We start from the raw sequence: 26,168 nt of genomic DNA, 5'->3' as shown, positions 1-26,168 counted from the left end.
CGGTGGATCACCAGCCAGTATGCTCGGGCTGGTCGTACCGATCCGGTCCATGGGTGGTCAAATGACCATGCTATCTGACACAATGTCTGCATGATGAAGACGTTGAGAATCACAATGCAGCAGAAATTTGGTGGCCGTCTTGGCCATGCTCTCTCCTTTTTACGCCACGATGGCGGCCATTTCGCCCAGTTTGTCTGGAGCCGTTTCCAGCACGACAGGTTGACCGTCACCGCCGGTTATCTGGCCTATGTCACCTTGCTCTCTCTGGTCCCCATGATTGCCGTGGTATTTGGCATGATGTCCGCCTTTCCTGTGTTCCAAACCCTGAAACAGGCGATGGAGCAGTTCGTCTATCACAACTTCGTGCCGACCGCGGGTGAGATGCTCAAGGAATACATAGACGGCTTCGTGGCGAATGCCACCAACACCACTGCCGTGGGTATCGGGGCCCTGATAGTGGTGGCGCTGATGCTGATCTCGGCCATCGACAAGAACCTCAACTACATCTGGCGCTCGACCCAGGGCCGCCCGTTGGCGCAGGCGTTTGCCATGTACTGGATGATACTGACACTGGGCCCTGTGCTTATCGGTGGCAGCATTGCCATCTCCTCTTACATCTTCTCGCTGCGGCTGTTCGGGGCCGAGAGTCTGTTCGGCATCGGCTATCTGTTGTTGCGCGGCTTGCCATTCCTCTTTTCGGTGCTCACCTTCCTGCTGGTCTATACGGTCGTGCCCAACTGCAAGGTGAGGCTGGTGCACGCCTTCATCGGCGCCCTGGTGGCCGCTACCTTGTTCGAGCTGGCCAAGCGCGGATTTGCCATCTACATCACCAACTTCCCCTCCTATCAGGCCATCTATGGTGCCCTGGCGACCATTCCAATCCTGTTTGTCTGGGTCTATCTCAGCTGGTTGGTGGTCTTGCTTGGCGCCGAAACCACGGCTTGTCTCGGTGAATATGAAAAACCGGTGAGCGAGGAGTTGGCCTGATCCATCGCTTTGCCCGTCGTTTTCTTGGTAGCATCGACGACCGCCTCTGTGAGGGCGGTCGTTCTGTTTTGAGAGGAGAGGGATGTGATTGCATTGATCCAGCGGGTCTCAGAGGCCAGCGTGACAGTGGAAGGCGAAGTAACGGGTGCCATTGCTAATGGCCTGCTGGTGTTGCTCGGGGTGGAGCAGGGGGATGACGAGGCCAGGGCGGACAAGTTGCTGCACAAGGTGAGCGGCTACCGCATCTTCTCCGATGAAGAGGGCAAAATGAACCTCAATGTGAGTCAGGCCGGCGGCAGCCTGCTGGTCGTCTCCCAGTTCACCCTGGCGGCGGATACCAAAAAAGGCATGAGACCCAGCTTCTCTGGCGGCGCCCATCCGACCGACGCCGAGCGGCTCTACGACTATTTTGTAGTGCAGGCAAAGGCCAGTGGCATACCGACCGAGACAGGCCGTTTTGCTGCCGACATGAAGGTGGCGCTGCTCAATGATGGCCCCGTCACCTTCTGGCTGCAGGTGTAGGCGTCATGGCCAGGATCCCGCTCCGGCTACAGGCCTTCATCTGCGGACGTGCAGACAGGGCCAGCCGTGGCGTCCCGTAACAGGGGCTAGGATGTCAGATTGGTGGCGTGCAGTATGACGTTGCGATAGCCGGGCACCCCGTGGGCGCTGGTGAGGCCAATCCACTCCTCCGCCAGCCGCCTGGCCTGCGCCAGTTCGAGATGTGTTCGTGGCAGCAGGTTGACGATGAGGGTACCGCGGAGGCATTTGGCCAGAGCCTGATAGAGCGGAGCCTGAAACAGCAGCAGGGGATTGCCATCCTGACTGAACAGGTCGAGCAGCACGAAGTCATAGGTGTCGTCGTGGGCCAGCAGGAAGGCGAGGGCATCGGCGTGGTGCAGGTGCAACGCCCGGTCAACGGGTTCCGCCGGGTGGCGGAAGAAGGTCTGGAACAGGGTCAGTACCTCTTCGTCCAGATCGACGCAGTCGTGCCGTGCCTCTGGCCAGCGCACTCCCAGATGACGGGTGAGATCGCCACCGCCCAATCCCAGTTCCAGCACCCGGCTTGCGGTGGCGGGCAGCAGGTCTGCGATGCACTGCTGATGGGGCAGGCAGAGGGCGGCAGGTTCGGCAAGGGACATGGCCGATTGCACTACACCGTCTATCTCCAGCCAGCGGTGATGGGCATTTTCCAGGATAAAGAGGCGTCGTTCCGGTTTTGCGCTCAGGTGCAATAAGTGGTCGGCTTGGTACGCTTGCAGATTGAAGTCCATGAATTTGCACGGCAAGATGGTTTCCGGCCAGTGTAACTCAAGGATAGAACTATGTACCGGGTGGTCACTCCCCAAACGGCAGCCGAGCTGGACGCTTACTACCAGCTGCGCTGGGAACTGCTGCGTAAACCCTTCAATCTGCCCATTGGTTCCGAGCGAGACGAATACGATACCGTTGCCATTCATCGCATGATGCTGGCGCCAGACGGTACTCCCATTGCCGTTGGTCGACTGTTTATCGGTGGTGACGAGGCCCAGATCCGCTTTATGGCGCTGCACCCCGAGTATCGTAGCCAGGGATTGGGGGCTCGCATGGTGGAAGATCTCGAACAGCTCGCCTGCCAGGAAAAAGTGAAGCGGCTGGTGATGAATGCCCGTCAGGAAGCGGTGGAGTTCTATCGCAGGTGCGGCTTCCTCGAAGTGGGGGAAGGGCCGGTCAGCTTTGGCCGCATTCCCCATCGTCAGATGATCAAATCCTTAAGCCCCTTGCAGACCATCCAGTATCGCCCCGAGTGGTGCCAGGATCTCACCACTCGCTGGTCGCAAGGCATCCCCATCAGCGAGAAGATGGGGGTACACATCACCCACTATGACGGCCAGACTTTTCATCTCAAGGCAAATCTGGCGGCCAACCTCAACGTGCATGACACCATGTTTGCCGGCAGCATCTACAGTCAGTGCGTGCTGGCGGGTTGGGGTCTCATCTGGTTGCAGCTGAAAGAGGCGGGTCTGGTGGGGGATACGGTACTGGCGGAGGGCAACATCAAGTATTACCGCCCGGTCAACGAGGAGCCCGAGGCGCGGGTTGCCAGGGAGGGGATGCCGGCCGTGCTGGCTCCGCTCAAGGCGGGGGAGTCGGCCAAATTCAGCCTCATGGTCAAGTTGTTCAGCGGCGACAAGCTGGCGGTGGAATTCATCGGCCAGTATGTGGTGCAACCGGTCAAACGGCGAGGCCAGTCCCCCGTTCTGTAAAAGCTACCTGAAACAAACAAGGCCTCGTGATGAGGCCTTGTTTGTTTCACTGAACGCTGGTCGACGCGGGTGCTTTTGGCTGTGGTGCTGGCCGCCAGAGCGGGCTGTTGCGCCCCTGGGCAGGATAAGGCACCCCCACCTCCCAACCACAGGAGGCCTGCCTGGCCGGAAACTCCCAGCTCAAGACGGGGGCATCAAGCGGGCCGCGCCAGTGGCTCAGCAGCTCGGCACAGCGCTGGCCATTCAGGACACCGAGATCCAGCTGCCACTGCTCCTTGACCAGATCCATGCCCCCTTGCAGGGCGAGCAGGTGGGTGATGGTGGAGGCGCCAGCCTGTTCCAACTGCAGCTGGCCATGCTCGACCTTGCCTTGCAACTTGATGCGATAGAAGGGGGTATCTCCTTCCTGCATCGCCTGCCACAGGCTTTCCGGCGTCAGATCAGGTGGCGTGGCGCCTTTGAACCACTCATCCAGCAGGGGATCTATTTTCACCTTGTCCCAGAAGGGATCAACCGCATCGAGGGCGAAGCTGCCCTGCAGGGTACTGCGCCACTCTCCTGCTGTCTTGCCATGCACGGCTTGCAGATCGGCACTCAGGTCGGCCTTGCCGGCGAAGGAGATGGGGGAGTGCAGTATCTTGCTCCACTGCACCAGATCCAGCTTCTCCCCCTTCAACTGCAGGCGGCTGCTTTGGCCTGGCTCCTTGCCCCACTGGCCGCTCAAGCTGAGTGAGCCCTCATCCGGCAGAGAGCTGGTCAGCTTGTTGAGCTGCCATGAGCTGGGGGTTAGCTCACCATCCAGTTCGCCGTTGCGGGCACTGAGGCCGTCCCACACCAGCTCGAACCACTTGCTCTCGACCTTCGCCCGGCCGAGCAAGGAGGTTGGCTGCTCGCCTCGCAGGGAGAGATCGCTTAGATAGAACTGCCAGCCTGTCAGCGACAGGGGCAGGGTATCGTCGAAGGAGAGCACCTTGAGTTTGTCGAACGCCAGCTTGCGGATATCGATCTGTTGTGGCCGCCAGCTTTGCCAATCCTGCCACCACCCCTCTGGCAGGCTGATGTCCATGCCGCTCAGCGTCATGTCTTTGAGGGTCAGCTTCTGCTGCTGGGTATCGAGGGCCAGATCCAGATTGAATTCACCTTCATAGGCTTTGCCCTGCACCTCGGCATCGATCTGCTGTGGCGAGAAAGAGACTCGTCCCTTGAGATCTTCCAGCTGGAACAGGCCGCGGCCTAGATCACCGAGGCTACCCGTAAAGTAACCGGTCGGCGTACTGCCAGCCTGCCAGCTGAAGGCGGTGAGCTGGCCGTTGAAGTTGTTGAGGGAGACCTCCTGAGTGATGGCGTTGATGCTCACATCGCGCACCTGTCCTGTGTCCAGGCTGATGTGGCGCAAGGGCAGTTCAGGCTGGCCCATGGCTCCCCACTCGACCCGCATACCTTGTGCCTTCAGATTGTGCAGTCGCAGGCTGCGGGCGGGCCAGTCCAGGGTCATGCCGGTTTCCAGCAGGCCATCGAACAGGTTGGCGGTCAGTTTATCGGTACTCAGCACCTGGCCTTCCAGTCGTCCCTTCAGGTTGAGGCGGGAGAGGGCAAAGGCCGGGGTTTCCAGCTCATTGATGTTGAGGCTCAGGTTGGCCTGGGGCGGCCGCACCGGATTGAGCAGCTGCCAGTCGTTGAGGGTGGCGTTGAGGCCGCTCAGGGTCAGCTCGCCACTGTGCAGGCTGAGGCGATCGATAGTGCTGTCGCTGATGGTGAGGGAGTGAACCGGCAGCGTCGGCAAGGTGTTGGGCAGCGGCAGCTTGATGACGGGGCGAATGAGGTCGAGGTGGGCGATGCGCACGTCCCGGTTCAGCCAGTCGATGCTCTCTATTTCCAGATAGAGCTTGTCGAGGGCGATGGCGTCGCCATAGCTCACCTGCTCGGCCAGCAGGGTATAGGGATGGAGCGGGTTGAACACCAGCCGCCCTATGGTGACCGGCACGCCGGTTTGCTGGCTGATCCAGCTGGCGATGGGGCCCCTGGCCCGTTCGGCGTCGAACAGACCGAGCGCGACCCAGACAAACAGCAGCAGGAAGGCAAATGTGTAGAGCAGGGCGCGAAGCCAGGAATTCATCGGTGCTTTCCTCCAGGGTCTGAGTGTTGTGGCAACACATCTATTGGGAGCCTGAGTGTCACGTTAGTTATTTCTTGTTCTGCTCTACTCAGGCGTTGGAGTAGTGATCCCGCAGACCCAGCCAGCGCCGGATGAGCGGTTCGACATGGGCGGGATGCCTGTCCATCAGGAAGCGCGCCATCTTCTGTACCTGAGGGATGAGTGGCTGGTCGCGCACCAGATCGGCAATTTTGAGATCGGCCAGTCCGGTCTGGCGGGTACCGAGCAGTTCCCCCGGGCCGCGCAGCTCGAGATCGCGCTGGGCGATCAGGAAGCCGTCGTTGGTCTCCCGCAATACCCCGAGTCGGCTCTGGGCCGTCTTGGACAAGGGTGCATGATAGAGCAGCACGCAATGAGAGGCCACAGAACCGCGACCGACCCGGCCGCGCAGCTGGTGCAACTGGGCCAGCCCGAGCCGCTCCGGGTTTTCGATGATCATCAGGCTGGCGTTGGGTACATCCACCCCCACCTCTATGACGGTGGTGGCGACCAGAAGTTGCAGTATGCCCGCCTTGAACTCCTCCATCACCCGCTGCTTTTCGACCGGCCTCATCCGGCCGTGTACCAGCCCGATATGCAGGCCGGGCAGCTGGTTTTGCAGCTCGGCGGCGGTATCCTCGGCGGCCTGGCACTCCAGCACCTCGGACTCTTCGATCAGTGTACAGACCCAGTAGGCCTGCTTGCCCTCTTCACAGGCCAGCTTGACCCGCTCGATCACATCCTGGCGACGGCTGTCCGGCAGCGCCACCGTGGTGATGGGGGTGCGGCCCGGTGGCAGCTCGTCGATGACGGAGGTGTCGAGATCGGCATAGGCGGTCATCGCCAGGGTGCGGGGAATGGGAGTGGCAGTCATGATGAGCTGATGGGGATGGACTCCCTCCCGCTCTCCTTTTTCCCGCAGCGCGAGGCGCTGGTGCACCCCGAATCTGTGCTGTTCATCGATGATGACCAGAGCGAGGCGCTGGAACACCACCTGCTCCTGGAAGATGGCGTGGGTGCCCACCACCATCTTGACGCTGCCATCGGCGATGGCGGCGAGCTGGGTTTCCCGCGCCTTCCCTTTCTGCTTGCCCGCCAGCCAGCCGACCCCGATACCGAGCGGCTCCAGCCAGTTGGCGAAGTTGATGGCATGCTGTTCGGCCAGCAACTCGGTCGGTGCCATCAGCCCCACCTGGCAGCCGTTGCCGATGGCCTGGAGGGCTGCCAGCGCCGCAACCAACGTCTTGCCTGAGCCCACGTCCCCCTGCACCAGCCGCATCATGGGGTAGCTGCGTTGCAGGTCCTGGTTGATCTCGGCTACCACCCGATTCTGGGCACCGGTCGGTTTGAACGGCAGCGCCCCCAGCAATTGCTTGACCAGGGCAGGTGCCGGCTTGAGGGCGCGTGCCAGCTGGGTTTGCGCCTGGGCACGCACTTTGAGCACCGACAGGTTATGGGCCAGCAGCTCTTCCAGCACCAGTCGTTGCTGGGCCGGGTGCTGGCCGCTCTCCAGCAAGGCCAGCGCCACAGAGGGGGGCGGGCGATGGAGCAGGCGCAGGGCGGCGGCCAGATCGATCTGCTGGGGATAGAGGCCTGCAGGCAGCAGCTCCTCCACCCCGTACAGGTCGAGTTGAGCCAGCGCCTGATCGGTGAGGCTACGCAGGGTGAGCTGGCGCAGCCCTTCCGTGGTGGGGTAAACGGGGGTGAGTGCCTCTTCGGTCTGACCTGCCTGTTCTTCACCGAGCAGCTTGTACTCGGGGTGGGCCATCTCGAGCCCGTATTTGCCGGGGCGCACCTCGCCGAAGCAGCGGATCAACCTGCCCTGCCCCAGGCTGTTCTTCTGGGCGGCGGTGAAGTTGAAGAAGCGAAGGGTCAGGGTGCCGGTGCCGTCACTGATGCGACAGACCAGCATGCGGCGGCGCCCCATCACCAATTGAGTGTCCTGGATTTCGCCCTCGACGGCGCCGTGCAGCCCGGGCGGCAGATCGCCGATGGGCCACACCTGGGTACGATCCTCATAGCGAAGGGGGAGGTGGAACAGCAAATCCTGTACCGTGGCCAGCCCCAGTCGCTCGAGTTTCTCCTGCATCTTGCTGCCGACGCCCTTGAGGCTGTCGAGGGAGATTTTATCCAATTTCATCAATTAGATGCCCGAAAACACTGTAAATATGTCCAGATGATAGGGGTTATTGACGTCTCGGTGCAAGCCGCGTTGCAGTGACACCCGGCGCTAGGTCAGGGGCGGGATGCGGACCATGGCAGATCCTGACAAAAAGGCCTGCCGAAAACGGCAGGCCTTTGCACAGGTGTCAACGAGTGAGGACGGGCAGCGTGTGCCCCGGGTCAGATGATGCGCTTGAGCAGTATATGGGCCCTGACCCTGTGGATCCGGGCCAGCAGCTTGCGTACCTGTTCCGGGTAGTCCTTGATCTGCTCTATCTGATCGAAGTGGCTGATCCGCTTGGTGTTGGCGAGTATGTTCTCCCGCTCCCCGTTGAACTGGGCGCGCAGGTGATGGCGACGATCGTACACCAGCAGACCGTTCTCCAGATCCAGCGCCCAGGCGCGGGGGTTCAGGTTGTTGCCGGTGAGCAGTGCCCACTCGTCATCCACGAAGATCCCCTTGAGGTGGTAGGAGTTGCGCTCGCAGCACCACAACATCAGGTTGAGACGGCCGGCATCGATATGATGCTGATTGCGCTCGGCAAACTTGCGCAGATTGGTCTCGTACAGATAAGGCAGGCCACCTATGGTGGTGAACTTCTCTTCCGGCGGGATGAAGAAGTCGTTGGCCGTCTTGTCACCCACCACTATGGTCACCTTGCAGCCGCGCTTGAGCAGGGCTTCGATGTCCTTGTTCAACTCCTTGGGCGGGTTGAAATAGGGGGTGCAGATGAAGATCTCCCGCTCGGTGGCGCGCACCAGGGTACGGATCATCTTGTTGAGCTGATTGCCCCGCTTGCCCAGCCCCGTCATCGGAGTGATGGCGATCTCCTGGCTGTTGACCGGCATGCTCTCGAAGCGGTACTGGCCCAGGCGCAGGCTGTGCTTGAAGCGACGGATAGGCCCCTTCAGTTGCTTGGCGGTGGGAATATCGCTGCGATCGAGTCGCTGCACCGCTTCGCTCTTGAGGAAGAGATCGTCCACATAGTTGACCATGCAGCGGGTCAGCTCGGGGCTGGTGATCTGGTGATAACGGTCGAAGCGGTAGCGATCCTGCTGATGCAGATAGATGTCGTTGAGGCTGGCACCGGAGTAAAGCAGGGTGTCATCGAAGATGAAGCCCTTGAGGTGCAGCACCCCGAGCAGCTCTCGTCCCTTGACCGGCACGCCGTAGATGGCGATCTGGTGTTCATGGCGGGCGGCCATTTCCTGATACATCAGGTGGTTGCCCCCCTGCTTGCCTTTGCCGATCAGGCCGCGCTGGGCACGGTGAAAATCCACGAACAACTTGATGTCGAGGGCCGGGTTGCGCTGCTTGGCGGCGTAGAGGGCAGACAGAATTTCCCGTCCCGCCTCGTCATCTTGCAGATAGAGCGCCACCAGATAGATGCGCCGAGTCGCGCTGGCGATAAGCGAAAGGATCCGGCTCTTGAAGTCCTTGGCGCTGTTGAGCACCTGAAACTGATCTGCGGCGACAGCGATCTGGGGCAGACGAGCCAACAGTTGTCGATAATGTGCCGATGAATGCATAGAGAAACCTGAAATCACTGCGTTAAGCGTTCCACTCGGAGCGATGGATAGGCGATTCTAGCAACCTCAACCTGTTAGCCAAAGAAAGAATCGTCATAAAGATGAAAAAGGCCTCACATCGGAGGCCTTTTTGACAGCGGTTATGTTCAAAGGAAGCTGTAGATAATCATCGCCATGACGCCACCCGTGGTGCCTATGATGGTCTCCATCACTGTCCAGGTTTGCAGGGTCTGCTTCTCGGAGAGGCCGAGGTAGCGGTTGGCCAGCCAGAAACCCGAGTCGTTGACGTGGGAGAGCACTATGGCCCCGCCGCCGATGGCGATGGTCACGGCCGCCAGCTGGGCTCCATTCAGACCGAGCGGTTCCAGCATGGGCAGCAGCAGGCCGCAGGCGGTCAGCATGGCGACGGTGGCAGAACCCTGAATGACTCGCACGGCCGCCGCCAGGATAAAGGCCAGCGCGACTATGGGCAGGCCGGAGTCTGCCAGCATGTTGCCAAGGGCTGCGCCCACACCGGAATCCACCAGTACCTGCTTGAAGACGCCACCGGCACCGGTCACCAGTATGATGACGCCGGCAGGCTGGATGGCGCTGTTGCAGACGTTCATCACCTCGTCACGGGACATGCCGCGGCGCACCCCCAGCAGATAGAAGGCGGCCAAACAGGCGACCATGATGGCGGTGAAGGGGTGGCCGACGAACTCCAGCCAGTTATGCAGGGTGGATCCTGCCTCGACGAAGCGGCCGACTATGGTCTTGAGGCCAATCATCAGCAGCGGCAGACCGATCAGGCCCATGGCCAGTCCGAAGGAGGGGAGAGTCTTGCTATCGTCATGGGCGCTGCTCTGGGCATCGGCAGGGAGCGGCACATCCACCACCTTGCTGATCAGGTCGCCGAACAGGGGGCCCGCCAGGATCAGTGCTGGCACGGCGGCGATCAGACCGAACAGTATCATGTAGCCAAAATCGGCCCCCAGCTGGGACGCCACCAGAATGGGGCCCGGCGCGGGGATGAGGAAGGCCTGGCAGGTGGCGATGCCCGCCAGCAGCGCTATGCCTATCTTCACCACGCTGCCACCGCCACGGCGGACAATGGCAAAGGCCACCCCGATCAGCAGCACTACGGCGACGTCGAAGAAGAGCGGCAGAGCGCAGACGAAGCCAGTCAGTGACATGGCCCAGTTGGCGCGCTTGACGCCGAAGGTACCGAGCAGGGTATGGGCCACCCGGTCGAGGGCGCCGGTGACTTCCATCACCTTGCCAAACATGGCGCCCAGTGCCACCACGACGGCGACGAAGCCCAGGGTGCCACCCATCCCTTTCTGGATGGTAGTGGCGATCTCCGCCGGGTTCATGCCGGCGGCGAGGCCGGCCACCATGGAGACTAGAATGAGGGAGACGACCGCGTGCAGGCGGGCCTTCATCACCAGAAAGAGCAGCAGCACTATGGAGCCCGCGGCCGTCATGATCAGGGAGAGGTCAGACATTGTTGTGCGTTCCTTGTTCCAAGTTCAGTATCGACACCCTGCCGATCCGTCAGCAGACCATATCTTTATGATTTATTTAGATTTATGGCCAGGGCTCAAGGTCGATTGCCCAGGTGACTGTGAGTTCGTTCAGTCTGTGGCAGACTTCACATTTCTTGTTGTTACCGGTAACATGTTACCGGTAACGTGCTAAGTTAGAACCCATCAGCAGCACGATTTTTGAAAAATGGGATAGAGGTCAAACAATGGCGGGCAAGAGCATTATCGTGATGGGTGTGTGTGGTAGCGGCAAGTCCAGCGTCGGCCTCAAGGTGGCCCATGCGCTGGGTGCCAAGTTCATTGATGGTGATGACCTGCACCCCAGAGCCAATATTCAGAAGATGGCGGGTGGCAACCCCCTCAACGATGAGGATCGAGCCCCCTGGCTGGAGCGGATCCGTGATGCGGCTTACAGCCTGGAGCAGAAGAACGAGGTGGGCGTGATCGTCTGCTCGGCCCTCAAGAAGCAGTACCGCGACCAGATCCGCGAGGGCAATGAGTCAGTGCATTTCCTGTTTCTGGACGGTGATCAGCCGCTGATCCTCGAACGGATGCGGGCACGCAAGGGCCATTTCATGCGGGAAAGCATGGTACAAAGTCAGTTCGATACGCTGGAACGTCCGGATGGCGAGGCCGGGGTATTCCATATCGATATAGATGGCACCTTCGAACAGGTGGTCGACCGCGCCGTCTCAGCGTTGGAGCAAGCCGTATGACACACATTGTTATTTCCGAGGTTACTGCGCGCATTCGTGAGCGCAGTGTCGCCCGTCGCCAGGCTTTCCTGGCCCGTATTCAGCGCCAGGCCGAACAGGGCAAGACCCGCGCCGCCCTGGCCTGCGGCAACCTGGCCCACGCCGTAGCCGCCTGCAGCAGTGACGAGAAGGGTCGCATTCTCGACATGACCCGCGCCAACGTCGGCATAGTCACCGCCTACAACGACATGCTGAGCGCCCATCAGCCCTATCAGGGCTACCCGGATATCATCAAGGCCGCGCTGGCCGAACTGGGTCACAGCGCCCAGGTGGCGGGTGGCGTACCGGCCATGTGCGACGGCGTGACTCAGGGTCAGCCGGGGATGGACATGTCCCTGTTTTCCCGCGATCTCATCGCCCAGGCGACCGCGCTGTCACTCTCCCACAATACCTTCGACGCCACCCTGCTGCTCGGCATCTGCGACAAGATAGCCCCGGGCCAGATCATGGGGGCACTCTCCCACGCGCACCTGCCCACCGCCTTCGTGCCGGCCGGCCCCATGGCCAGCGGCATCAGCAATGATGACAAGGTGAAGGTGCGCCAGCAGTACGCCGCCGGTGAACTGGGCCGCGACGCCCTGCTGGAGATGGAGTGCGGTGCTTATCATGCGCCGGGCACCTGTACCTTCTACGGCACTGCGAATACTAACCAGCTGGTGTTTGAGGCCATGGGCCTGATGCTGCCGGGCTCCGCCTTCGTCCATCCTCACAGCGAGTTGCGCCGCGCGCTCACTGAAGAAGCCGCCCGTCGCATCAGCGCCATGATCCCTGGCTCTCCTGCCTACCGCCCCTTGAGCGAGGTGCTGGATGAGCGCTCCCTGGTCAACGGTCTGGTGGCCCTGCTCGCCTCCGGCGGCAGCACCAACCACAGCATCCACATGGTTGCGCTGGCGCGGGCCGCCGGCCTGCACCTGACCTGGGACGACATCAGCGATCTCTCCGATGTGGTGCCGCTCTTGGTACGCATGTACCCGAACGGCCCGGCCGATGTGAATGCCTTCGAACAGGCGGGCGGCGTGCCTGGCCTGATGCGTCGTCTGGCGCAAGAGGGGCTGATCCACATGGATGCCACCCCTGTGTTTGGCGAGATGCAGGATTACCTCAGCCGCCCGGCGCTGGTCGATGGCGAGCTGGTATGGCAGCCGGTGGGTGAAAGCAGCGATGGGAGCGTGCTCTCACCGACCGGCTCCGTATTCCAGACCACCGGCGGCACCAAGCTGCTGGCCGGCAATCTGGGCCGCGCCGTGGTCAAGGTCTCCGCCGTGGCGCCCGAGTATCGCGTTATCGAAGCGCCCGCCCGGGTTTTCTCCTCCCAGCACGCTGTGGAGGCGGCCTACAAGGCTGGCAGCCTCAATCAGGATGCCGTTATCGTGGTGCGCCACAACGGCCCGGCGGCCAATGGCATGCCTGAGCTGCACAAGTTGATGCCTGTGCTCGGCAACCTGCAGAAGGCGGGCCACAAGGTGGCGCTGGTTACCGATGGCCGCCTCTCCGGCGCCTCCGGCAAGATCCCGGCTGCCATCCATGTCACCCCGGAAGCGCTGCACGGCGGCGCCATCGGCTTGTTGCAGGATGGCGATCTGCTGCGGGTGGATGCGGTAAACGGTTGCCTCGATTGCCTGACCGATTTGAGTGGCCGTACCCAGGCCGAGATGGACCTCACTCTGGAACAAGAGGGGTGGGGCCGTGAACTGTTCAGCGTGATGCGTCGCGCGGTATCGAGCGCCGAGTGTGGCGCCACCATCTTTGATTAAGGAAGCGTTATGCAAAACTGGAAAGTGACCCCTGCCGAGGTGTTTGCCGCCTCTCCGCTGGTTCCCGTCATGGTCATAAGCGACTTGGAGCAGGCCCTGCCGATGGCCAAGGCGCTGCTCGACGGCGGCATCTCGGTATTCGAGATCACACTGCGCACCCCGGTGGCGCTCGATGCCATCGCCCTCATCGCCAAGGCGATGCCGGATGCCATGGTCGGTGCAGGCACAGTACTCAACTGCGCGCAGTTTGACGCAGCCGTGGCCGCCGGTGCCCGCTTCGTCATCTCCCCTGGGATGACACCGGCGCTGCTGGCCCATGCGGCCAACAGCACGGCGCCGCTGATCCCGGGCGTTGCCACTGCCTCCGAAGTGATGCAGGCGCTGGAAGCGGGCTACGACCACCTGAAATTCTTCCCGGCCGAAGCAAACGGCGGTACCAAGGCGCTGGCTGCCATCGCAGCACCGCTTCCCCAGATCAAGTTCTGCCCCACCGGCGGTATAGGCCCGAAAAACGTGGCCGACTATCTGGCGCTGAAATGCGTCGCCACCGTCGGCGGCTCCTGGATGCTGCCGGCCGATGCGGTCAAGAGTGGCAACTGGGAGGAGGTGACTCGCCTCTCTCGCGAAGCGGTCGAGCTGGTTACACGCTAAGCGCCAGTAGTGCAGAAAAATCAGACAGGCCACCCTTGGGTGGCCTGCTTTTTGGTCGTCCTAATGGTGAAAAGCCATTTGCAGCACGCTGCCTGCTCCCTTATGGTTATGGCCGGTTTCTCTCCGGCTGGCCGACATGTCCTTTCTCCATCGTTCCTGCCCGCAAGGGCACTTCACCCCGCTGCACTGCCATCCACAGGCCCAGTATTGCTACATGCACGATGGCGGCGGCGTCATTACTGGAGGCGGTGCCAGCGAGCTGCTGGTCGCCGGCCAGCTCTGTTTTATTCCAGCGGGCTGGGAACACGAGTTTCGCGCGCTGCGCCACACCCGTCTCTCGCTCATCTATACAGCGCCGTCCGGGCATGCCCCTTTTGGCCTGCGTCAGGTGACCCCCTTGCTGGCCGGTCTCTTTGCCCGTCTTGCCGAGTTGGGGGAGGGAAGCGAGCGGGAGGCCTATTTGATAGTGATCGGCCACGAACTGGCACGCGCTGTCCCGCAGGAGGCTCAGCCTGCGCTTGCAGCCAATCTCGATCCACGCCTGCTGCGGGTGCTGGAGCGGGTCTGTCAGGCTCCCTCAGTCAACATTGCACTGGCGATGCTGGCAGAGGATTGCGGCGCCTCGGTACGCACTCTCAACCGACTCTTTCTCCAGCAGCTGGGTTGCACCTTTCGTCAGTGGCGGGAGCAGGTGGTGATGGGACGGGCGCGTCAGCTACAGCATCAGGGGCTCACGTTGGCGCAGATCGCCGACCAGCTCGGCTATGAGGATCCTGGTGCCTTCTCTCACGCTTTCCAGCGCTTTATGCGGTGCGACTCAGCGCAGTGAGCCTATGTCCTCATCCTGCGCGCTGCCAGTCAGCAGGCAGGTTACCTCGTCGGTCTGGCAGATCTTGCCGTCGCGAAAGGTAAAGAGGCCGCTCACCTTGCAAACGAGGGGGAGGCCATCGTGACGGGTGGCCCGCACCACGTGGGTCGAGTGCACCCTATCTCCTTGCGCCAGCACGGCGATAAAATCGATTGATGCACACGCCAGATGGTTTCTCAGTGCCGCTATGTGCTGGCGGAAAGCCGCGTAGTCGAGCTGCTCGCCATTCACTTGCTGGCAGTAGTCCGGAGTGAACCACTGGTCGAGTTCAGCAAGGGTAAAGCGGGGATCGCAGATCACGTGTTGCAGGCAGGTTTGCAATCTCTCGGTGTTGTTCATCTTCTGCTCCTGATGATGTGGTCGGGATGTCGGGCCAGCATAGATCAGGGGATGGAGAGAACAGGCGGGAGGATGCGCCATCATGGCTGGTAAATGCGCCATCATGGCAGGGGGGTCAGCCCAGACTCTCCCCTTCATAGAGGGAGAAGCCCATATCCTTGCGGGTGTCGGACAGTGGCTGGCCGCTGAGTCGGGCCAGCAGCATGGTCGCCGCCTCACGGCCTATCTCCTTGCGTGGTGTGACGATACTGGCCAGCTTGGGGGTCATGGCATGGCCTATGTCGAGGGCGTTGCTGCCGGCGATGGCGATCTGCTGGGGCACGGGTATCCACTTGGCCTGACACTGCAGCAGGGCGCCAACCGCCAAGTCGTCATTGGTACAGAAGAGGCCATCGAGGTCGGGATAGCGCACCAGCGCCTGATCCAGCAGTTGACCACCCAGGGTGAAGCTGGAGGATTGCTCGGTCAGCAGGTGCTGACCTGTCAGGCCGAAATCGGCCATCGCCTGGTAGTAACCCTCCATCCTCAGCTGGGTGCGCACGTCGAGCCGCGCCCCCAGGTAAACCAGCTTGCGTCGGCCCCGGCGCAGCATCTCTGTTACCATGGCCCGGGCGGCGGCCCTGTGATCCATCCCCACCACCATGTCGATGGGGGCTTGCGGCAGATCCATGGTTTCCACCACAGGAATGCCGGCGGTGGCGATCATCTTGCGGGTGCGCTCCGTGTGCTGGCTGTCGGAGAGGATCAGGCCGTCCACGTGATAGGAGAGCAGGGAGGCCACCTGCTCCTCTTCCCGCTCCGGGCTGTAGCCGTAGTGAGCGAGCAGTGTCTGGTAGCCGGCGGGCCGGGTCACCGACTCTATGCCATGTACCACGGCGGAAAACACCTGGTTGGAGAGAGAGGGGATCAGTATGCCGATCGCCTTGCTGGTGGCGTTGGAGAGAATGTCAGGTGCCCGGTTGGGGATATAGCCCAGCTCTTCCACTGCGGCGGCGATCCGCTCACGGGTGCCCTCGGCCACGGCGTGGGGATCGCGCAGATAGCGGCTGACGGTCATCTTGGTGACCCCGGTCAGGTCGGCTATGTCCTGCAGGGTAGGGCGGCGTTTGCGGGTGTCGTTCATCTGGGGATCCGGCAGGAATGTTACACGTAACATTACCGTTTTTGTTTAACAAAGTCAGCATATGGCGCCATCAGTAGAGGATGACTCGGATGATCAAGGGCAAGTGCTTCGAGGGGAAGCGTTTCGAACAGCAGGATGTGGAAGAGGAACAGTTTGATGGTTGCCGCTTTGTCGACTGCAACTTCTCCTGGCTGGACTTGAGCGAGAGCCGCTTCGTTGACTGCACCTTCTATGAGCGGGAGCGCGAGCTGGGCTGCCAGTTGCAGGGTTGCGATCTGAGGGAGGCGAGCTTTCTGCGCTGCGATCTGACTCTGGCAGATCTCAGCCGCAGCCAGTGCCTGGGGCTGGAGATGCGCGACTGCCAGGCCATGGGCATCAATTTCGCCCACGCCAGCTTCGCCAACCAGATCACCGTCAAGAGCTACTTCTGCGAGGCCCATCTTACGGGCAACAATTTCAGCTACGCCAACTTCGATGGCTGCCTGCTGGAGCGATGCGAGCTCAGTGGCAACCGCTGGCAGGGGGCCAGCCTGCTGGGGGCCTCGTTGGCGGGATCTGATCTGAGTGGCTCCGAGTTTGGCCAGATAGACTGGGCCAGCTTCAACCTGCAGGGCTGTGATCTGCGCCAGTGCGATCTGCCCGGGTTGGATCTGCGCCGGATCAACCTGGACGGCGTGCAGATCAATGAAGAGCAGCAACAGGGTTTGCTGGAGCAGATAGGTCTGGTGGTGTTTCCTTGAAGGTTTCGGAAAAGAGGTAAATTTCCACCATCTGGCACTGAGCTGCGGTGAATGCTGCGATAAAAACAGCCTGCGTAATGCAGGCTGTTTGTCATCTGGACCGAGCCCGGATCACATCAGCTTTTTGCCAACCATTTTGTCGGATTGATTGCCTCACCCTGATAGCGGATCTCGAAGTAGAGGCCGGGTCTGTCCTGGCCGCCACTGTCACCGACCAGAGCCACAGGTTCGCCCTGTTCCACATTCTGGCCAACCTGGCGCAGCAGCGACTGATTGTGACCATAGAGGCTCATATAGCCACGGCCATGGTCGATCACCAGCAACATGCCAAAACCGTCCAGCCAGTCGGCGTAGACTATCTGGCCCGGTGCCACCGCCTTGACCTGGGTACCTTCGCTGGCACCGATCAGGGTGCCCTTCCATTTGAGTTGGGCGGTACGGGGCGAGCCATAGGAGATGAGGATGGGTCCCTGCACCGGCCAGCGCAGGCTGCCGTTGGTCTTGAGACCGCCGTAGCCGCCACTGCTTGCCTTGGCGCTGCTGCTGCGCGCGGCAGCTTGCTGCTCCGCCACCCTGTCTTGTTGTTCGGCGACTCTCTGCTGCTCGGCGGCGAGCCGTTGCTGCTCGCCGACCTTCTGCTGCTGAGCCGCGATCCGCTGTTGTTCTGCAATCCGCTTCTGTTCGGCGGCCAGTCGTTGGGCCTCAAGACGGCGCTGGCGTTCCTGCTCGGCTTTCAGCTTGGCCAGCCGTTCCCGCTCGGCCCGTTCGCGACGCTCCTGCTCTTCCCGCTGGCGGCGAAGCTCTTCCAGCCTGGCTTTCAGGGCCTTTTCTGCCTTGACCAGCCTGGTCAGCTTCAGCTCGTCGTTTTGCACCGACTGTTGCAACTGGTTGCGCACCTTGGCACGGCTCTGCTGGCTGGCCAACAGGCTCTGGTGATGTTGCTGCTGTTCGCTCAGCAAGGATTGCAGCTTGCTCTCGGTCTCTTTGGTGGCCTGCTGGTTTTTTGCCAGCTTGGTGCGGGTTGCGCGCAGGGCTTCGATGGCCTCGATGCGGGCCTTGTTGAGATAGTCGTAGTAGTCGAGAGAGCGGCTCAGTTTGGCCGGATCCTGCTGGTTGAGCAGCAGTTTGAGGTAATCGTGGTTGCCCGCCTGGAAGGCGCTTTCCGCCTGCTTGGCCAGCAACTGCTTCTGATGCTTTGCCTGTTGTTCCAGATCCAGCTTGTCCTGTTGCAGGCTTACCAGCTTTTGCTGGTTTTTTTTCAGCTGTTGCTTGGTCTGCTCGAGCTTGGCCGCTGCGGCCGAAATGGCCTGCTCGTCAGCCTTGAGCTGAGTATTGAGTTTGGTCAGCTCTTGCTTGCTGAGCTTGATGGTTTTCTGCTGTTCCTTTATCTGGGACTGCATGGTGCCGAGCTGCTGGTTGGCAGCCAGGGCCTTGCCCGCGATAAACGACAGGCAAAAAAACAGCGCGCCGACCAACAGGCCGACGCGACTGGTTTTGTTTGAAATCACTTCGCATCCCCGCATGGGGAAGGATTATTTCAGAATCATCAGGGGCTTGCCAGTCATTTCCGGCGGCACAGGAAGACCCATCAGGGTCAGCATGGTCGGGGCCAGATCGGACAGTTTGCCACCTTCAAGCACCTCGGCCTTGCGACCGAAATAGATGAGGGGAACCGGCAGGTTGGTGTGGGCTGTGTGAGCCTGACCGGTCTCTTCGTCCAGCATCTTCTCGGCGTTGCCGTGGTCGGCGGTGATCAGGCATTCGCCGCCTACTTCGGCCAGGGCCTCGGTGACGCGACCGACGCAGTGGTCAACGGCTTCACAGGCTTTGACGGCCGCATCGAATACGCCGGTGTGGCCGACCATGTCGCCGTTCGGGTAGTTGCAGATGATGGTGTCGTACTTGCCACTCTTGATGGCAGCAACCAGCTTGTCGGTCAGCTCTTCGGAGCTCATTTCCGGCTGCAGGTCATAAGTCGCCACTTTCGGGCTGGCCACGATCTCGCGGTCTTCACCGGTGAAGCAGGACTCTTCGCCACCGTTGAAGAAGAAGGTGACGTGGGCGTACTTCTCGGTTTCGGAGATGCGCAGCTGGGTCTTGCCCTGCTTGGCCAGCCACTCACCCAGGGTGTTCACCAGGGCAGTCGGCGGGTAGGCACAGGCAGTTTTGATGTCGGCCGCGTATTCGGTCAGCATCACGAAGTTCAGAGCAGGGGTGGCTGCACGGGCAAAGCCGGTGAAGTCACTGTCAACGAAGGCGCGGGTGATTTCACGGGCGCGGTCGGCACGGAAGTTCATGAAGATCAGGGCATCGCCATCCTGCATGGGGGCGGCAGCACCGATGCGGGTGGCCTTGACGAACTCGTCGTTCTCGTCGCGGGCATAGGCGGCGGCCAGGGCTTCGCTGGCGCTGTCGGCGGTGAACTCGCCCTTGCCCTGAGTCATCAGGTCATACGCTTGCTGCACGCGATCCCAGCGGTTGTCACGATCCATGGCGAAGTAGCGGCCGATCATGGAGGCGAAACGACCCTTGCCCAGACGGGCAAACAGGGCATCGAACTGTTCGATGGAGGACTGGGCGGAGCGCGGCGGGACGTCGCGGCCATCCAGGAAGGCGTGGAAGTAGATCTGCTCGGCGCCACGTTTGGCTGCCATCTCGATCATGCCCATGATGTGCTCTTCGTGGCTGTGTACGCCACCCGGGGACATCAGACCCATGATGTGAACGGCTTTGCCCTTGGTCACGGCGGAATCGACAGCCTTGGCCAGTTCGACGTTCTGGAAGAAGTCGCCGTCCTTGATCTCTTTGGAGATGCGGGTCAGTTCCTGATAGACGATGCGACCGGCACCTATGTTGACGTGGCCCACTTCGGAGTTACCCATCTGACCATCCGGCAGACCCACATCCAGGCCGGAGCCGGAGATCAGTGTGCTGGTGTAGTCACGGGCGAGACGGTCGAGGTTGGGAGTCTTGGCGGCAGCGACGGCGTTGTGCTCTTGCTTGGTGCTGTAGCCCCAACCGTCCATGATGACCAGAACCAAAGGTTTCTTAGCTGTTGACATAAGGCTATGTCCTCTCGGATAGGAATGAATTGCGGGAAGTGAAACTAGCGTAATATTACTACATCTGCCGAAATAGTCACCTGATAGCCAAGCCCTTGCCAACACCCGCCGCGGACTGTTGCCAGCCTGTTTCCCCTTTGTCGCCGGCTTGTCCCTTCACTCGACGAATCCTCGCCCCAAGAGACTGGATGCCACTTTTTATGCCGATCCGTTATGGAGGTCCCGCCTGATGGGAGCCCGCTCCCGCTTTGCCGCCAAGATGGCTGATCTTGGTGGGGTCACCATGTATACTCGGGCCCTTGTCTTGGTCCCTGGATAGTAGAAGATGCAAGAGTATTTGGATTTTGCGGCCCGTAACCCGCTGCTGACCGCAGCCTGGTTCGGCCTGGCAGGCACCCTGGTTTACACCAGCGTGCGTGCTCGTTTTTCTCCGGTGAAGACGGTGAACAACCACACGGCTACCCTGCTGATCAACCGTGAAAATGCCACCGTGGTGGATATTCGCAGTCAGGAAGAGTTTGCCAAGGGTCATCTGGCCGGTGCCCAGCACCTGTTGCTCAGCCAGATCCAGAGCAATAATCTGGGCCCGGTTGAAAAGCATAAAGATGCCCCCATCATAGTTGTGTGCGAGTCGGGGATGACCGCTGGTGGCGCGGGTCGCCAACTGAGCAAGGCCGGTTTCAAGCAGGTGTATGTGCTCAGCGGTGGCATGGCCCAGTGGCGTGCAGATAATCTGCCGGTGACCAAAAAACGCTGATTTAAGGGCCTGCGCCCACTCATTATCTTAAAAAGGAATCAAACGAAATGGCTGACGAAATCAACAACCAGGAAGTGCAACCGGAATTCCACATCCAGCGTGTCTACACCAAGGATGTCTCTTTCGAAGCCCCGAATACCCCGCACATCTTCCAGAAAGAGTGGCAGCCGGACGTCAAGCTGGACATGGACACCAAGACCAACATCCTGGCTGATGGCGTGTACGAGGTTGTACTGACCCTGACCGTGACCTGCAAGCTGGAAACCGAGACCGCTTTCCTGTGTGAAGTACAGCAAGCCGGTATCTTCACCATAGGCAACCTGCCGGAGCCGCAACTGGCTCACTGCCTGGCCGCCTTCTGCCCGAACATACTGTTCCCTTATGCCCGCGAAGCCGTGGCCAACATGGTGAGCAAGGGCTCCTTCCCGCAGCTGAACCTGGCACCGGTCAACTTCGATGCCCTGTTTGCCCAGCACATGGCGCAAGCACAGGCCCAACAGGCGACTGCGGAAGCCTGATAATGGCTGACCAGATCGCTATCTCGGTCTTGGGGGCGGGGTCTTATGGCTCCGCCCTTGCCATTTCTCTGGCGCGCAACGGTCATCCGACCCTGCTGTGGGGTCACGACCCTGCCCATGTCGCCGAGCTGGAACACGACCGCTGCAACAAGGCCTTTTTGCCTGATGTCCCTTTTCCAGCGGATCTGCAACTGACCGCCGATTTGCAACGGGCGGTACAAGCCGCTCCCGTCCTGCTGCTGGTGGTGCCGAGCCATGTGTTCGGCCAGGTGCTGAGCCAGGTCAAACCCTTCTTGCGCCCCGATACCCGTATCGCCTGGGCCACCAAGGGGCTTGAACCTGACAGCGGCCGTTTGCTGCAGGATGTGGCCCGTGATGTGCTGGGGGAGACTATTCCGCTGGCCGTGATCTCGGGCCCCACCTTTGCCAAGGAGCTGGCCGCCGGTCTGCCGACCGCCATCTCGGTGGCGTCGACTCACGACGACTTTGCCGATGAGCTTTCCCATCTGCTGCACTGCGGCCGTTCGTTCCGGGTTTATACCAATCCGGATTTCGTCGGCCTGCAACTGGGTGGTGCGGTCAAGAACGTCATCGCCATCGGTGCCGGTCTCTCTGATGGTCTGGGCTTTGGCGCGAACGCCAGAACTGCGCTCATCACCCGAGGCTTGGTGGAGATGCAGCGTCTCGGTGCGGCGCTGGGTGCCGATGCCAAAACCTTCATGGGGATGGCGGGGCTCGGGGATCTGGTGCTCACCTGTACCGACAACCAGTCCCGCAACCGTCGTTTCGGTCTGGCTCTAGGTGCAGGCAAGGCGGTGGAGACTGCCATGGCCGAGATCGGCCAGGTGGTGGAAGGTTATCGCAACACCAAGGAGGTGCATCTGCTGGCGGCCCGTTGTGGCGTCGAGATGCCCATCTGCGAGCAGATCTTCCAGGTGCTCTACCAGGGCAAGAACCCGAAAGAAGCCGCGATTGCTCTGCTAAGCCGGGACAAGCGCGATGAATAAGAGCAAATCCCATTAGGCTGTTTTATTAGCCATTTTGAACCTGGGCAGCGCTCGAAATCCTCACGTATGCCTATACGCTCCGGTTTCTGCGCGCTGTCCGTGTTCAAACTGCCGTCAACAACGACGCCTACTGAGATAGGCTCATTCGGTTCGTCGGATAGCAAAAGGCCCTGCCAGATTGGCGGGGCCTTTTCATATGCGGTCAGAGGGGATCAACCCTGATGGATGATCGCCACTGGCACGGGATCAATAGTAGGAGTGATCGCCGCGCTGGTGCTCTGTGGCATCTTTGACGCCGTTGAGCTCGCCAGGGAATTTTTCCAGCAGCTGCTTCTCGATCCCCTCTTTCAGGGTGTAATCGACCATGGAGCAACCGTTGCAACCGCCGCCAAACTGCAGGATGGCCAGCTTGTCTTCGGTCAGCTCGACCAGAGTTACCTTGCCACCGTGACCAGCCAGCATGGGGTTGACCTCGGACATCAGCACATATTCAATGCGGTCGATCAGCGGTGCATCGTCGGCCACTTTGCGCATCTTGGCGTTGGGGGCTTTGAGGGTGAGCTGGGAGCCCATCTGATCGGTGACGAAGTCGATGGTGGCATCGACCAGGTAAGGGGCGCTCAGAGGATCAACCAGGCAGTCGAATCCGCTGAAAGGCAGGTGTTGATCTTCCGGATCCACCGCGTCGGGCGGGCAATATGATACGCCGCACTCGGCATTCTGGGTTCCCGGATTGACCACAAACACCCGGATATTGGTGCCATCAGGCTGTTTTTCCAGCAGTTTACGGAAATGGGCCTGGGCGGTGTCGGAAATGCTGATCATCACTATCCTCATAAACCTGAGTGTACGACTAGGGTATTCATGATAACTCGCTTGGCAGTGCTTGGGTAGCATGCAGATGGCGCTTAACATATGTCAAATATACCTATAGCAGCCTGATGTGGCTGAGCTTGCGGTATACATACCTAGGGTCATTTGAGATGTTTTAGCGTACGGCAAATGGCCCACACTTCCACTTTTTCGATGCCGCTCTCATGCAGCAAGCGGGTGAGCTGGCCGGCCGTCGCCCCCGTGGTTACCACATCGTCGAGCATGGCCACATGCCGATAGTGATGGGGGCGAACGTGAAAGGCGCCCCGCAGATTCCGCCGCCGCTGACCGGCACTGAGCCGGGTCTGTTGCGGGGTCGCCTTGGTGCGACTCAGCAACTGCTTATCACAAGGAATACCGGTGATCTCGCTGAGGGTGGTGGCTATCTCCTCAGCCTGATTGAAGCCGCGCCACCACTGCCGCCACCAGTGCAGGGGAACAGGGATGATGACTTCTGGGAGCTCGTCGCTTTTCAGATGATCGGCCAGCAGGCGTGCGAGCAGTGGCGCCAGCAGGATCTGGCCGGCGTATTTCAGCTGGGGAATGAGCATGGGGTAGGGGGCCTGATAGTCGCCAATGACCTGCAACCGCTCCCAGGGTGGTGGCCTGCGCTGGCAGCGGCCACAGATCTGCTCCTTATCTCCCATGTATTCCGGCAAGGGGGCCGCGCACAATGTGCATCTGGGGTAGGACTGGTACAGGGCTTGTCGACACCAGCTACAAAGCAGTGGCTGGCTATCACAAGCTTGCTGGCAGAGCAGACAGCTGCCCTGCCAGTCGGCGTGGCTGCCAAGGATCGGACTTGCTTTGGCTAGCAGCCGCTTTAACATGCTGACCCCAAGAGAATGAACAGGGATCTTGAGTCTAGATGAGCGTATCGGTAGAGCGATTTGGTCAGGGACCCGATCTGGTGCTGTTGCACGGATGGGGCATGAATGGCGGAGTCTGGCATGGTATTGCCCAGCAGTTGGCGGCACATTATCGGCTGCATCTGGTGGACTTGCCCGGGTTTGGCAACAGTCCGCTGCGCGAGGGGAGTGATTATTCATTGCCCTGGCTGACAGAGCAGATTGCCACCGTCTTGCCGCAGAAGTGCCATCTGCTCGGCTGGTCCCTCGGTGGTCTGGTAGCAAGCCAGCTGGCCTTGACCCAGCCTGAGCGACTTCATTCGCTTATCACTGTGGCCAGCTCTCCCTGTTTCATGGCCCGGGATGAGTGGCCAGGTATAGCTCCCAAGGTGCTGACCGGCTTCAACCAGATGTTGGCGGGAGACTTCAGACAGACCATAGAACGCTTTCTGGCGATCCAGGCCATGGGCAGCGAGCATGCCCGTGATGATATCCGTCAATTGCGCCACTGGCTGGCGGAACGCCCCGCCCCCCAGTTTGCCGCGCTGGAGGCCGGACTCGGTTTGCTGGCAGATGTGGACCTGCGCGATGAGCTGGTACCACTGAGCCTGCCCTGGCTGCGCGTCTATGGCCGGCTGGATTCTTTGGTGCCTAAAGCCTCCATTGCGCTGCTGGATGAGCGCTACCCAGCCAGCCACAGCGTGGTGCTGGAAAAGGCCTCGCACGCACCCTTTATTTCCCATCCACAACAGTTCGTTGAAATCGTTCGACATTTTGTTGGTTGAAAAACAGACGATTTACTTCATTAATCCTCTGGCGTGACGGATAATTAATCCAACGTCAGAGGAGAGTTGTCATGCGCATAGATTCTGCATTGAACAGCGGAGTACAAGGGTTTCAGCGAGCGGAGCAGATTGCCGACAAGGCATCCAGCCAGATTGCCCGGCTTAACACACCGAGCGGCGATCAGGTGCAGTTGCCTGACGAGCTGGTCAACCTCAAGGTGGCCGAGGTGCAGGCTGGTGCTTCTGCCAAAGTGATCCAGACTGCCAGTGACATGATGGGTACCCTGATCGATATCCGGGTCTGACATGAACATCAATGTCAGTCTGCCGACCCTTATTCCTAATCAGCTGCAACCGCAGACGGAATTGGCACGCACTGACAATCGCCGTGCAGCACTCATCCCCCAGACTCGTCAGAGCGAGGCATTCAATGCAGAGCCTGAAGTCGGCTCGCAGAAAGACAAGTCCAAGACCAGCCAGGCCAACACCACCCAGACCTCCCAGCAGACGCGGGAAGGGTCACAGACCAGCAACCCGCAAGCGCCCGTGGATAACCGCTTTGTTGAAGCCACGGGTGAGGATGGCCAGCGCAACAAGCAACAGCAGGATCCCAAGCAGCAGGAGCAGCAACAGAAGCAGGAGCTGCAGATCAAGGAGCTGGTGGACAGGGACCAGGAGGTTCGCACCCACGAGCAGGCTCATCAGGCTGCAGGCGGCCAGTATGCCAGTAGCCCTACTTATCAATTTTCGATGGGACCGGACGGCAAGCGTTATGCCACTGGTGGTGAGGTGTCCATCGATATCGGGACTATCCCTGGTGATCCTGAAGCCACCATTGCCAAGATGCAGCAGGTACGGGCAGCCGCTCTGGCGCCTGCCGAGCCTTCCGCACAGGATCTGAGTGTGGCCAGAAGTGCCGCAGCCAAGGAGGCCCAAGCCCGCAAGGCAATGATGACGTCCAGCTCCCAGTCAGGTGCTACGTCTGCTGATGGTGCACGGACCGGCGTGCTAAACACCTATATGGAACAACGTAATCAGGTCATCTCCCAGCGATATCAACAGGCGGTCAGGCCAGCGGCGCAACAGGGTCTCAGCTTAAGCGTCTAGGCACACTACTTTTCCCCGATTTTTCTATCCCGACCCGGGTTTTTGCAACTAATCTGAGGGGTAATCCCATTCATCCTCACAGGAGTCGCCATGCACTTTGATGAAGTCAAACCGGAAGATTTTGCCACCTTCTCCCGTGTTCCCCCTCCTCACCTTCAGATGGAACAGTTCTTGATGCAACTCGGTGGCGGCGGGACTGAAGGGACCCATTTCAAGAAGAAGGTCATGCTGGCGGCCGGCTGGAGCCACACCGGCGTCGTTTCTTATGGCAAGTACCCGCAGGAAGCCTGCAAGGCATTCAACCGGCTGCGGGAGGTGCTGGTACAGCATCAGGATCCGGAAGGTATTCTGGCTACCCTCAGTCAGTAAGCCAGGCCTTGTAAAAAAGCCCCTAG

26 protein-coding genes are annotated in these 26,168 nt (G+C 60.5%); 15 read left to right on the top strand and 11 right to left on the bottom strand.

Going from position 1 to position 26,168, the window contains the following annotated elements; genetic code table 11:
• Positions 1-114: 114 nt before the first annotated feature.
• Positions 115-987: a virulence factor BrkB family protein gene (locus GWQ27_RS13690; protein WP_275907568.1), complete on the top strand. Its 873-nt coding sequence runs from the start codon at positions 115-117 to the stop codon at positions 985-987.
• Positions 988-1,071: 84 nt separating this feature from the next.
• A complete protein-coding gene (dtd, locus tag GWQ27_RS13685; protein ID WP_099991396.1) occupies positions 1,072-1,509 on the top strand; it encodes a D-aminoacyl-tRNA deacylase in 438 nt (145 codons plus the stop codon).
• Positions 1,510-1,595: 86 nt separating this feature from the next.
• On the opposite strand, the gene GWQ27_RS13680 is transcribed toward dtd, so the two are convergent.
• The gene (locus tag GWQ27_RS13680) at positions 1,596-2,261 is read right to left on the bottom strand and encodes an SAM-dependent methyltransferase (RefSeq protein ID WP_275907596.1); all 666 of its coding nucleotides are present in this window, start codon (positions 2,259-2,261) and stop codon (positions 1,596-1,598) included.
• Positions 2,262-2,312: 51 nt separating this feature from the next.
• Here GWQ27_RS13680 and GWQ27_RS13675 point away from each other — a divergent pair, with 51 nt between their 5' ends.
• Positions 2,313-3,233, top strand: a complete 921-nt coding sequence (locus GWQ27_RS13675) for a bifunctional GNAT family N-acetyltransferase/hotdog fold thioesterase (RefSeq protein ID WP_169047210.1) — start codon at positions 2,313-2,315, stop codon at positions 3,231-3,233.
• A 46-nt stretch (positions 3,234-3,279) separates the two neighbouring features.
• On the opposite strand, the gene GWQ27_RS13670 is transcribed toward GWQ27_RS13675, so the two are convergent.
• From GWQ27_RS13670 to gntU, 4 genes are all read right to left on the bottom strand, one after another.
• The gene (locus GWQ27_RS13670; RefSeq protein ID WP_275907567.1) at positions 3,280-5,349 is read right to left on the bottom strand and encodes an AsmA-like C-terminal region-containing protein; all 2,070 of its coding nucleotides are present in this window, start codon (positions 5,347-5,349) and stop codon (positions 3,280-3,282) included.
• 88 nt (positions 5,350-5,437) lie between these two features.
• Positions 5,438-7,507 carry an ATP-dependent DNA helicase RecG gene (gene recG, locus GWQ27_RS13665; RefSeq protein ID WP_275907566.1) on the bottom strand — a complete coding sequence of 690 codons (2,070 nt, stop codon included), beginning with the start codon at positions 7,505-7,507 and terminating at the stop codon, positions 5,438-5,440.
• A 203-nt stretch (positions 7,508-7,710) separates the two neighbouring features.
• Positions 7,711-9,060 carry a CDP-diacylglycerol--serine O-phosphatidyltransferase gene (pssA, locus tag GWQ27_RS13660; protein WP_017412320.1) on the bottom strand — a complete coding sequence of 450 codons (1,350 nt, stop codon included), beginning with the start codon at positions 9,058-9,060 and terminating at the stop codon, positions 7,711-7,713.
• Positions 9,061-9,206: 146 nt separating this feature from the next.
• Positions 9,207-10,547: a gluconate transporter gene (gntU, locus tag GWQ27_RS13655; RefSeq protein WP_058395586.1), complete on the bottom strand. Its 1,341-nt coding sequence runs from the start codon at positions 10,545-10,547 to the stop codon at positions 9,207-9,209.
• Positions 10,548-10,792: 245 nt separating this feature from the next.
• Between gntU and GWQ27_RS13650 the strand changes: the two genes are divergently transcribed.
• The 4 genes from GWQ27_RS13650 to GWQ27_RS13635 all read left to right on the top strand — a co-directional run bounded on the left by GWQ27_RS13650 (position 10,793) and on the right by GWQ27_RS13635 (position 14,575).
• Positions 10,793-11,302 (top strand): gluconokinase, encoded by a 510-nt coding sequence (locus GWQ27_RS13650; RefSeq protein WP_275907565.1) that lies wholly within the window; start codon positions 10,793-10,795, stop codon positions 11,300-11,302.
• Entirely contained in the window at positions 11,299-13,095 is a 1,797-nt protein-coding gene (gene edd / locus GWQ27_RS13645) for a phosphogluconate dehydratase (RefSeq protein ID WP_275907564.1), read from the top strand. Before GWQ27_RS13650 ends, edd begins: the two co-directional genes overlap by 4 nt.
• 9 nt (positions 13,096-13,104) lie before the next feature.
• The gene (locus GWQ27_RS13640) at positions 13,105-13,746 is read left to right on the top strand and encodes a bifunctional 4-hydroxy-2-oxoglutarate aldolase/2-dehydro-3-deoxy-phosphogluconate aldolase (RefSeq protein WP_111589611.1); all 642 of its coding nucleotides are present in this window, start codon (positions 13,105-13,107) and stop codon (positions 13,744-13,746) included.
• Positions 13,747-13,882: 136 nt separating this feature from the next.
• Positions 13,883-14,575: an AraC family transcriptional regulator gene (locus GWQ27_RS13635; protein WP_111589610.1), complete on the top strand. Its 693-nt coding sequence runs from the start codon at positions 13,883-13,885 to the stop codon at positions 14,573-14,575.
• Here GWQ27_RS13635 and GWQ27_RS13630 read toward each other — a convergent pair.
• Both GWQ27_RS13630 and GWQ27_RS13625 read right to left on the bottom strand, forming a co-directional pair.
• On the bottom strand, positions 14,564-14,953 hold the full coding sequence (locus GWQ27_RS13630) for a nuclear transport factor 2 family protein (RefSeq protein WP_111589609.1): 390 nt from the start codon (positions 14,951-14,953) through the stop codon (positions 14,564-14,566). The two genes, GWQ27_RS13635 and GWQ27_RS13630, sit on opposite strands and share 12 nt — an antisense overlap.
• A gap of 115 nt (positions 14,954-15,068) precedes the next feature.
• Entirely contained in the window at positions 15,069-16,076 is a 1,008-nt protein-coding gene (locus GWQ27_RS13625; protein ID WP_111589608.1) for a substrate-binding domain-containing protein, read from the bottom strand.
• An 89-nt stretch (positions 16,077-16,165) separates the two neighbouring features.
• On the opposite strand from GWQ27_RS13625, the gene GWQ27_RS13620 reads away from it, so the two are divergent.
• Positions 16,166-16,816 (top strand): Qnr family pentapeptide repeat protein, encoded by a 651-nt coding sequence (locus GWQ27_RS13620; RefSeq protein ID WP_059112757.1) that lies wholly within the window; start codon positions 16,166-16,168, stop codon positions 16,814-16,816.
• Positions 16,817-16,932: 116 nt separating this feature from the next.
• On the opposite strand, the gene GWQ27_RS13615 is transcribed toward GWQ27_RS13620, so the two are convergent.
• Together GWQ27_RS13615 and gpmM are read right to left on the bottom strand one after the other, a co-directional pair.
• Positions 16,933-18,339, bottom strand: coding sequence for a peptidoglycan DD-metalloendopeptidase family protein (locus GWQ27_RS13615; protein WP_275907563.1), 1,407 nt, complete (start codon positions 18,337-18,339; stop codon positions 16,933-16,935).
• A 9-nt stretch (positions 18,340-18,348) separates the two neighbouring features.
• Positions 18,349-19,878 carry a 2,3-bisphosphoglycerate-independent phosphoglycerate mutase gene (gene gpmM, locus GWQ27_RS13610; protein WP_021141093.1) on the bottom strand — a complete coding sequence of 510 codons (1,530 nt, stop codon included), beginning with the start codon at positions 19,876-19,878 and terminating at the stop codon, positions 18,349-18,351.
• Positions 19,879-20,203: 325 nt separating this feature from the next.
• Between gpmM and GWQ27_RS13605 the strand changes: the two genes are divergently transcribed.
• Genes GWQ27_RS13605 through gpsA form a run of 3 tightly spaced genes read left to right on the top strand, consistent with a single transcriptional unit; the run spans position 20,204 to position 22,160 of the window.
• Positions 20,204-20,635, top strand: a complete 432-nt coding sequence (locus GWQ27_RS13605; protein WP_005319811.1) for a rhodanese-like domain-containing protein — start codon at positions 20,204-20,206, stop codon at positions 20,633-20,635.
• Between the two features lie 47 nt (positions 20,636-20,682).
• On the top strand, positions 20,683-21,153 hold the full coding sequence (gene secB / locus GWQ27_RS13600) for a protein-export chaperone SecB (protein ID WP_005319808.1): 471 nt from the start codon (positions 20,683-20,685) through the stop codon (positions 21,151-21,153).
• 2 nt (positions 21,154-21,155) lie between these two features.
• Complete coding sequence (gpsA, locus tag GWQ27_RS13595; protein ID WP_005319805.1) at positions 21,156-22,160, top strand: NAD(P)H-dependent glycerol-3-phosphate dehydrogenase; 1,005 nt, start codon at positions 21,156-21,158, stop codon at positions 22,158-22,160.
• 246 nt (positions 22,161-22,406) lie between these two features.
• Here gpsA and nfuA read toward each other — a convergent pair whose 3' ends face one another.
• Both nfuA and GWQ27_RS13585 read right to left on the bottom strand, forming a co-directional pair.
• On the bottom strand, positions 22,407-22,985 hold the full coding sequence (nfuA, locus tag GWQ27_RS13590; RefSeq protein WP_017411920.1) for a Fe-S biogenesis protein NfuA: 579 nt from the start codon (positions 22,983-22,985) through the stop codon (positions 22,407-22,409).
• A gap of 149 nt (positions 22,986-23,134) precedes the next feature.
• The gene (locus tag GWQ27_RS13585; protein WP_275907562.1) at positions 23,135-23,863 is read right to left on the bottom strand and encodes a ComF family protein; all 729 of its coding nucleotides are present in this window, start codon (positions 23,861-23,863) and stop codon (positions 23,135-23,137) included.
• Positions 23,864-23,901: 38 nt separating this feature from the next.
• On the opposite strand from GWQ27_RS13585, the gene bioH reads away from it, so the two are divergent.
• The 4 genes from bioH (at position 23,902) to GWQ27_RS13565 (ending at position 26,142) form a co-directional block, all read left to right on the top strand.
• Entirely contained in the window at positions 23,902-24,666 is a 765-nt protein-coding gene (bioH, locus tag GWQ27_RS13580) for a pimeloyl-ACP methyl ester esterase BioH (RefSeq protein ID WP_219598177.1), read from the top strand.
• Between the two features lie 71 nt (positions 24,667-24,737).
• The gene (locus GWQ27_RS13575) at positions 24,738-24,971 is read left to right on the top strand and encodes a hypothetical protein (RefSeq protein WP_005319796.1); all 234 of its coding nucleotides are present in this window, start codon (positions 24,738-24,740) and stop codon (positions 24,969-24,971) included.
• A gap of 1 nt (position 24,972) precedes the next feature.
• Complete coding sequence (locus GWQ27_RS13570; protein ID WP_275907561.1) at positions 24,973-25,773, top strand: putative metalloprotease CJM1_0395 family protein; 801 nt, start codon at positions 24,973-24,975, stop codon at positions 25,771-25,773.
• 90 nt (positions 25,774-25,863) lie between these two features.
• Positions 25,864-26,142 carry a hypothetical protein gene (locus GWQ27_RS13565; RefSeq protein WP_005319791.1) on the top strand — a complete coding sequence of 93 codons (279 nt, stop codon included), beginning with the start codon at positions 25,864-25,866 and terminating at the stop codon, positions 26,140-26,142.
• Positions 26,143-26,168 lie beyond the last annotated feature (26 nt).

Source organism: Aeromonas sp. 5HA1, from assembly GCF_029237245.1.
GTDB lineage: Bacteria > Pseudomonadota > Gammaproteobacteria > Enterobacterales > Aeromonadaceae > Aeromonas > Aeromonas salmonicida.
The sequence above is the reverse complement of the archived record's forward strand: the minus strand, read 5'-3'. Positions and strand labels throughout refer to the sequence as shown.

Bases quoted from the DNA above. Each gene is read 5' to 3' on its own strand.
- secB (WP_005319808.1), top strand. From the start codon at position 20,683: ATGGCTGACGAAATCAACAACCAGGAAGTGCAACCGGAATTCCACATC.
- GWQ27_RS13630 (WP_111589609.1), bottom strand. From the start codon at position 14,953: ATGAACAACACCGAGAGATTGCAAACCTGCCTGCAACACGTGATCTGC.
- GWQ27_RS13635 (WP_111589610.1), top strand. From the start codon at position 13,883: ATGTCCTTTCTCCATCGTTCCTGCCCGCAAGGGCACTTCACCCCGCTG.
- GWQ27_RS13670 (WP_275907567.1), bottom strand. From the start codon at position 5,349: ATGAATTCCTGGCTTCGCGCCCTGCTCTACACATTTGCCTTCCTGCTG.
- pssA (WP_017412320.1), bottom strand. From the start codon at position 9,060: ATGCATTCATCGGCACATTATCGACAACTGTTGGCTCGTCTGCCCCAG.
- GWQ27_RS13690 (WP_275907568.1), top strand. From the start codon at position 115: ATGCAGCAGAAATTTGGTGGCCGTCTTGGCCATGCTCTCTCCTTTTTA.
- GWQ27_RS13680 (WP_275907596.1), bottom strand. From the start codon at position 2,261: ATGGACTTCAATCTGCAAGCGTACCAAGCCGACCACTTATTGCACCTG.
- GWQ27_RS13605 (WP_005319811.1), top strand. From the start codon at position 20,204: ATGCAAGAGTATTTGGATTTTGCGGCCCGTAACCCGCTGCTGACCGCA.
- GWQ27_RS13620 (WP_059112757.1), top strand. From the start codon at position 16,166: ATGATCAAGGGCAAGTGCTTCGAGGGGAAGCGTTTCGAACAGCAGGAT.
- edd (WP_275907564.1), top strand. From the start codon at position 11,299: ATGACACACATTGTTATTTCCGAGGTTACTGCGCGCATTCGTGAGCGC.
- gpmM (WP_021141093.1), bottom strand. From the start codon at position 19,878: ATGTCAACAGCTAAGAAACCTTTGGTTCTGGTCATCATGGACGGTTGG.
- GWQ27_RS13565 (WP_005319791.1), top strand. From the start codon at position 25,864: ATGCACTTTGATGAAGTCAAACCGGAAGATTTTGCCACCTTCTCCCGT.
- gntU (WP_058395586.1), bottom strand. From the start codon at position 10,547: ATGTCTGACCTCTCCCTGATCATGACGGCCGCGGGCTCCATAGTGCTG.
- GWQ27_RS13650 (WP_275907565.1), top strand. From the start codon at position 10,793: ATGGCGGGCAAGAGCATTATCGTGATGGGTGTGTGTGGTAGCGGCAAG.
- GWQ27_RS13575 (WP_005319796.1), top strand. From the start codon at position 24,738: ATGCGCATAGATTCTGCATTGAACAGCGGAGTACAAGGGTTTCAGCGA.
- GWQ27_RS13570 (WP_275907561.1), top strand. From the start codon at position 24,973: ATGAACATCAATGTCAGTCTGCCGACCCTTATTCCTAATCAGCTGCAA.
- GWQ27_RS13585 (WP_275907562.1), bottom strand. From the start codon at position 23,863: ATGTTAAAGCGGCTGCTAGCCAAAGCAAGTCCGATCCTTGGCAGCCAC.
- nfuA (WP_017411920.1), bottom strand. From the start codon at position 22,985: ATGATCAGCATTTCCGACACCGCCCAGGCCCATTTCCGTAAACTGCTG.
- gpsA (WP_005319805.1), top strand. From the start codon at position 21,156: ATGGCTGACCAGATCGCTATCTCGGTCTTGGGGGCGGGGTCTTATGGC.
- GWQ27_RS13675 (WP_169047210.1), top strand. From the start codon at position 2,313: ATGTACCGGGTGGTCACTCCCCAAACGGCAGCCGAGCTGGACGCTTAC.
- bioH (WP_219598177.1), top strand. From the start codon at position 23,902: ATGAGCGTATCGGTAGAGCGATTTGGTCAGGGACCCGATCTGGTGCTG.
- GWQ27_RS13625 (WP_111589608.1), bottom strand. From the start codon at position 16,076: ATGAACGACACCCGCAAACGCCGCCCTACCCTGCAGGACATAGCCGAC.
- GWQ27_RS13615 (WP_275907563.1), bottom strand. From the start codon at position 18,339: ATGCGGGGATGCGAAGTGATTTCAAACAAAACCAGTCGCGTCGGCCTG.
- GWQ27_RS13640 (WP_111589611.1), top strand. From the start codon at position 13,105: ATGCAAAACTGGAAAGTGACCCCTGCCGAGGTGTTTGCCGCCTCTCCG.
- recG (WP_275907566.1), bottom strand. From the start codon at position 7,507: ATGAAATTGGATAAAATCTCCCTCGACAGCCTCAAGGGCGTCGGCAGC.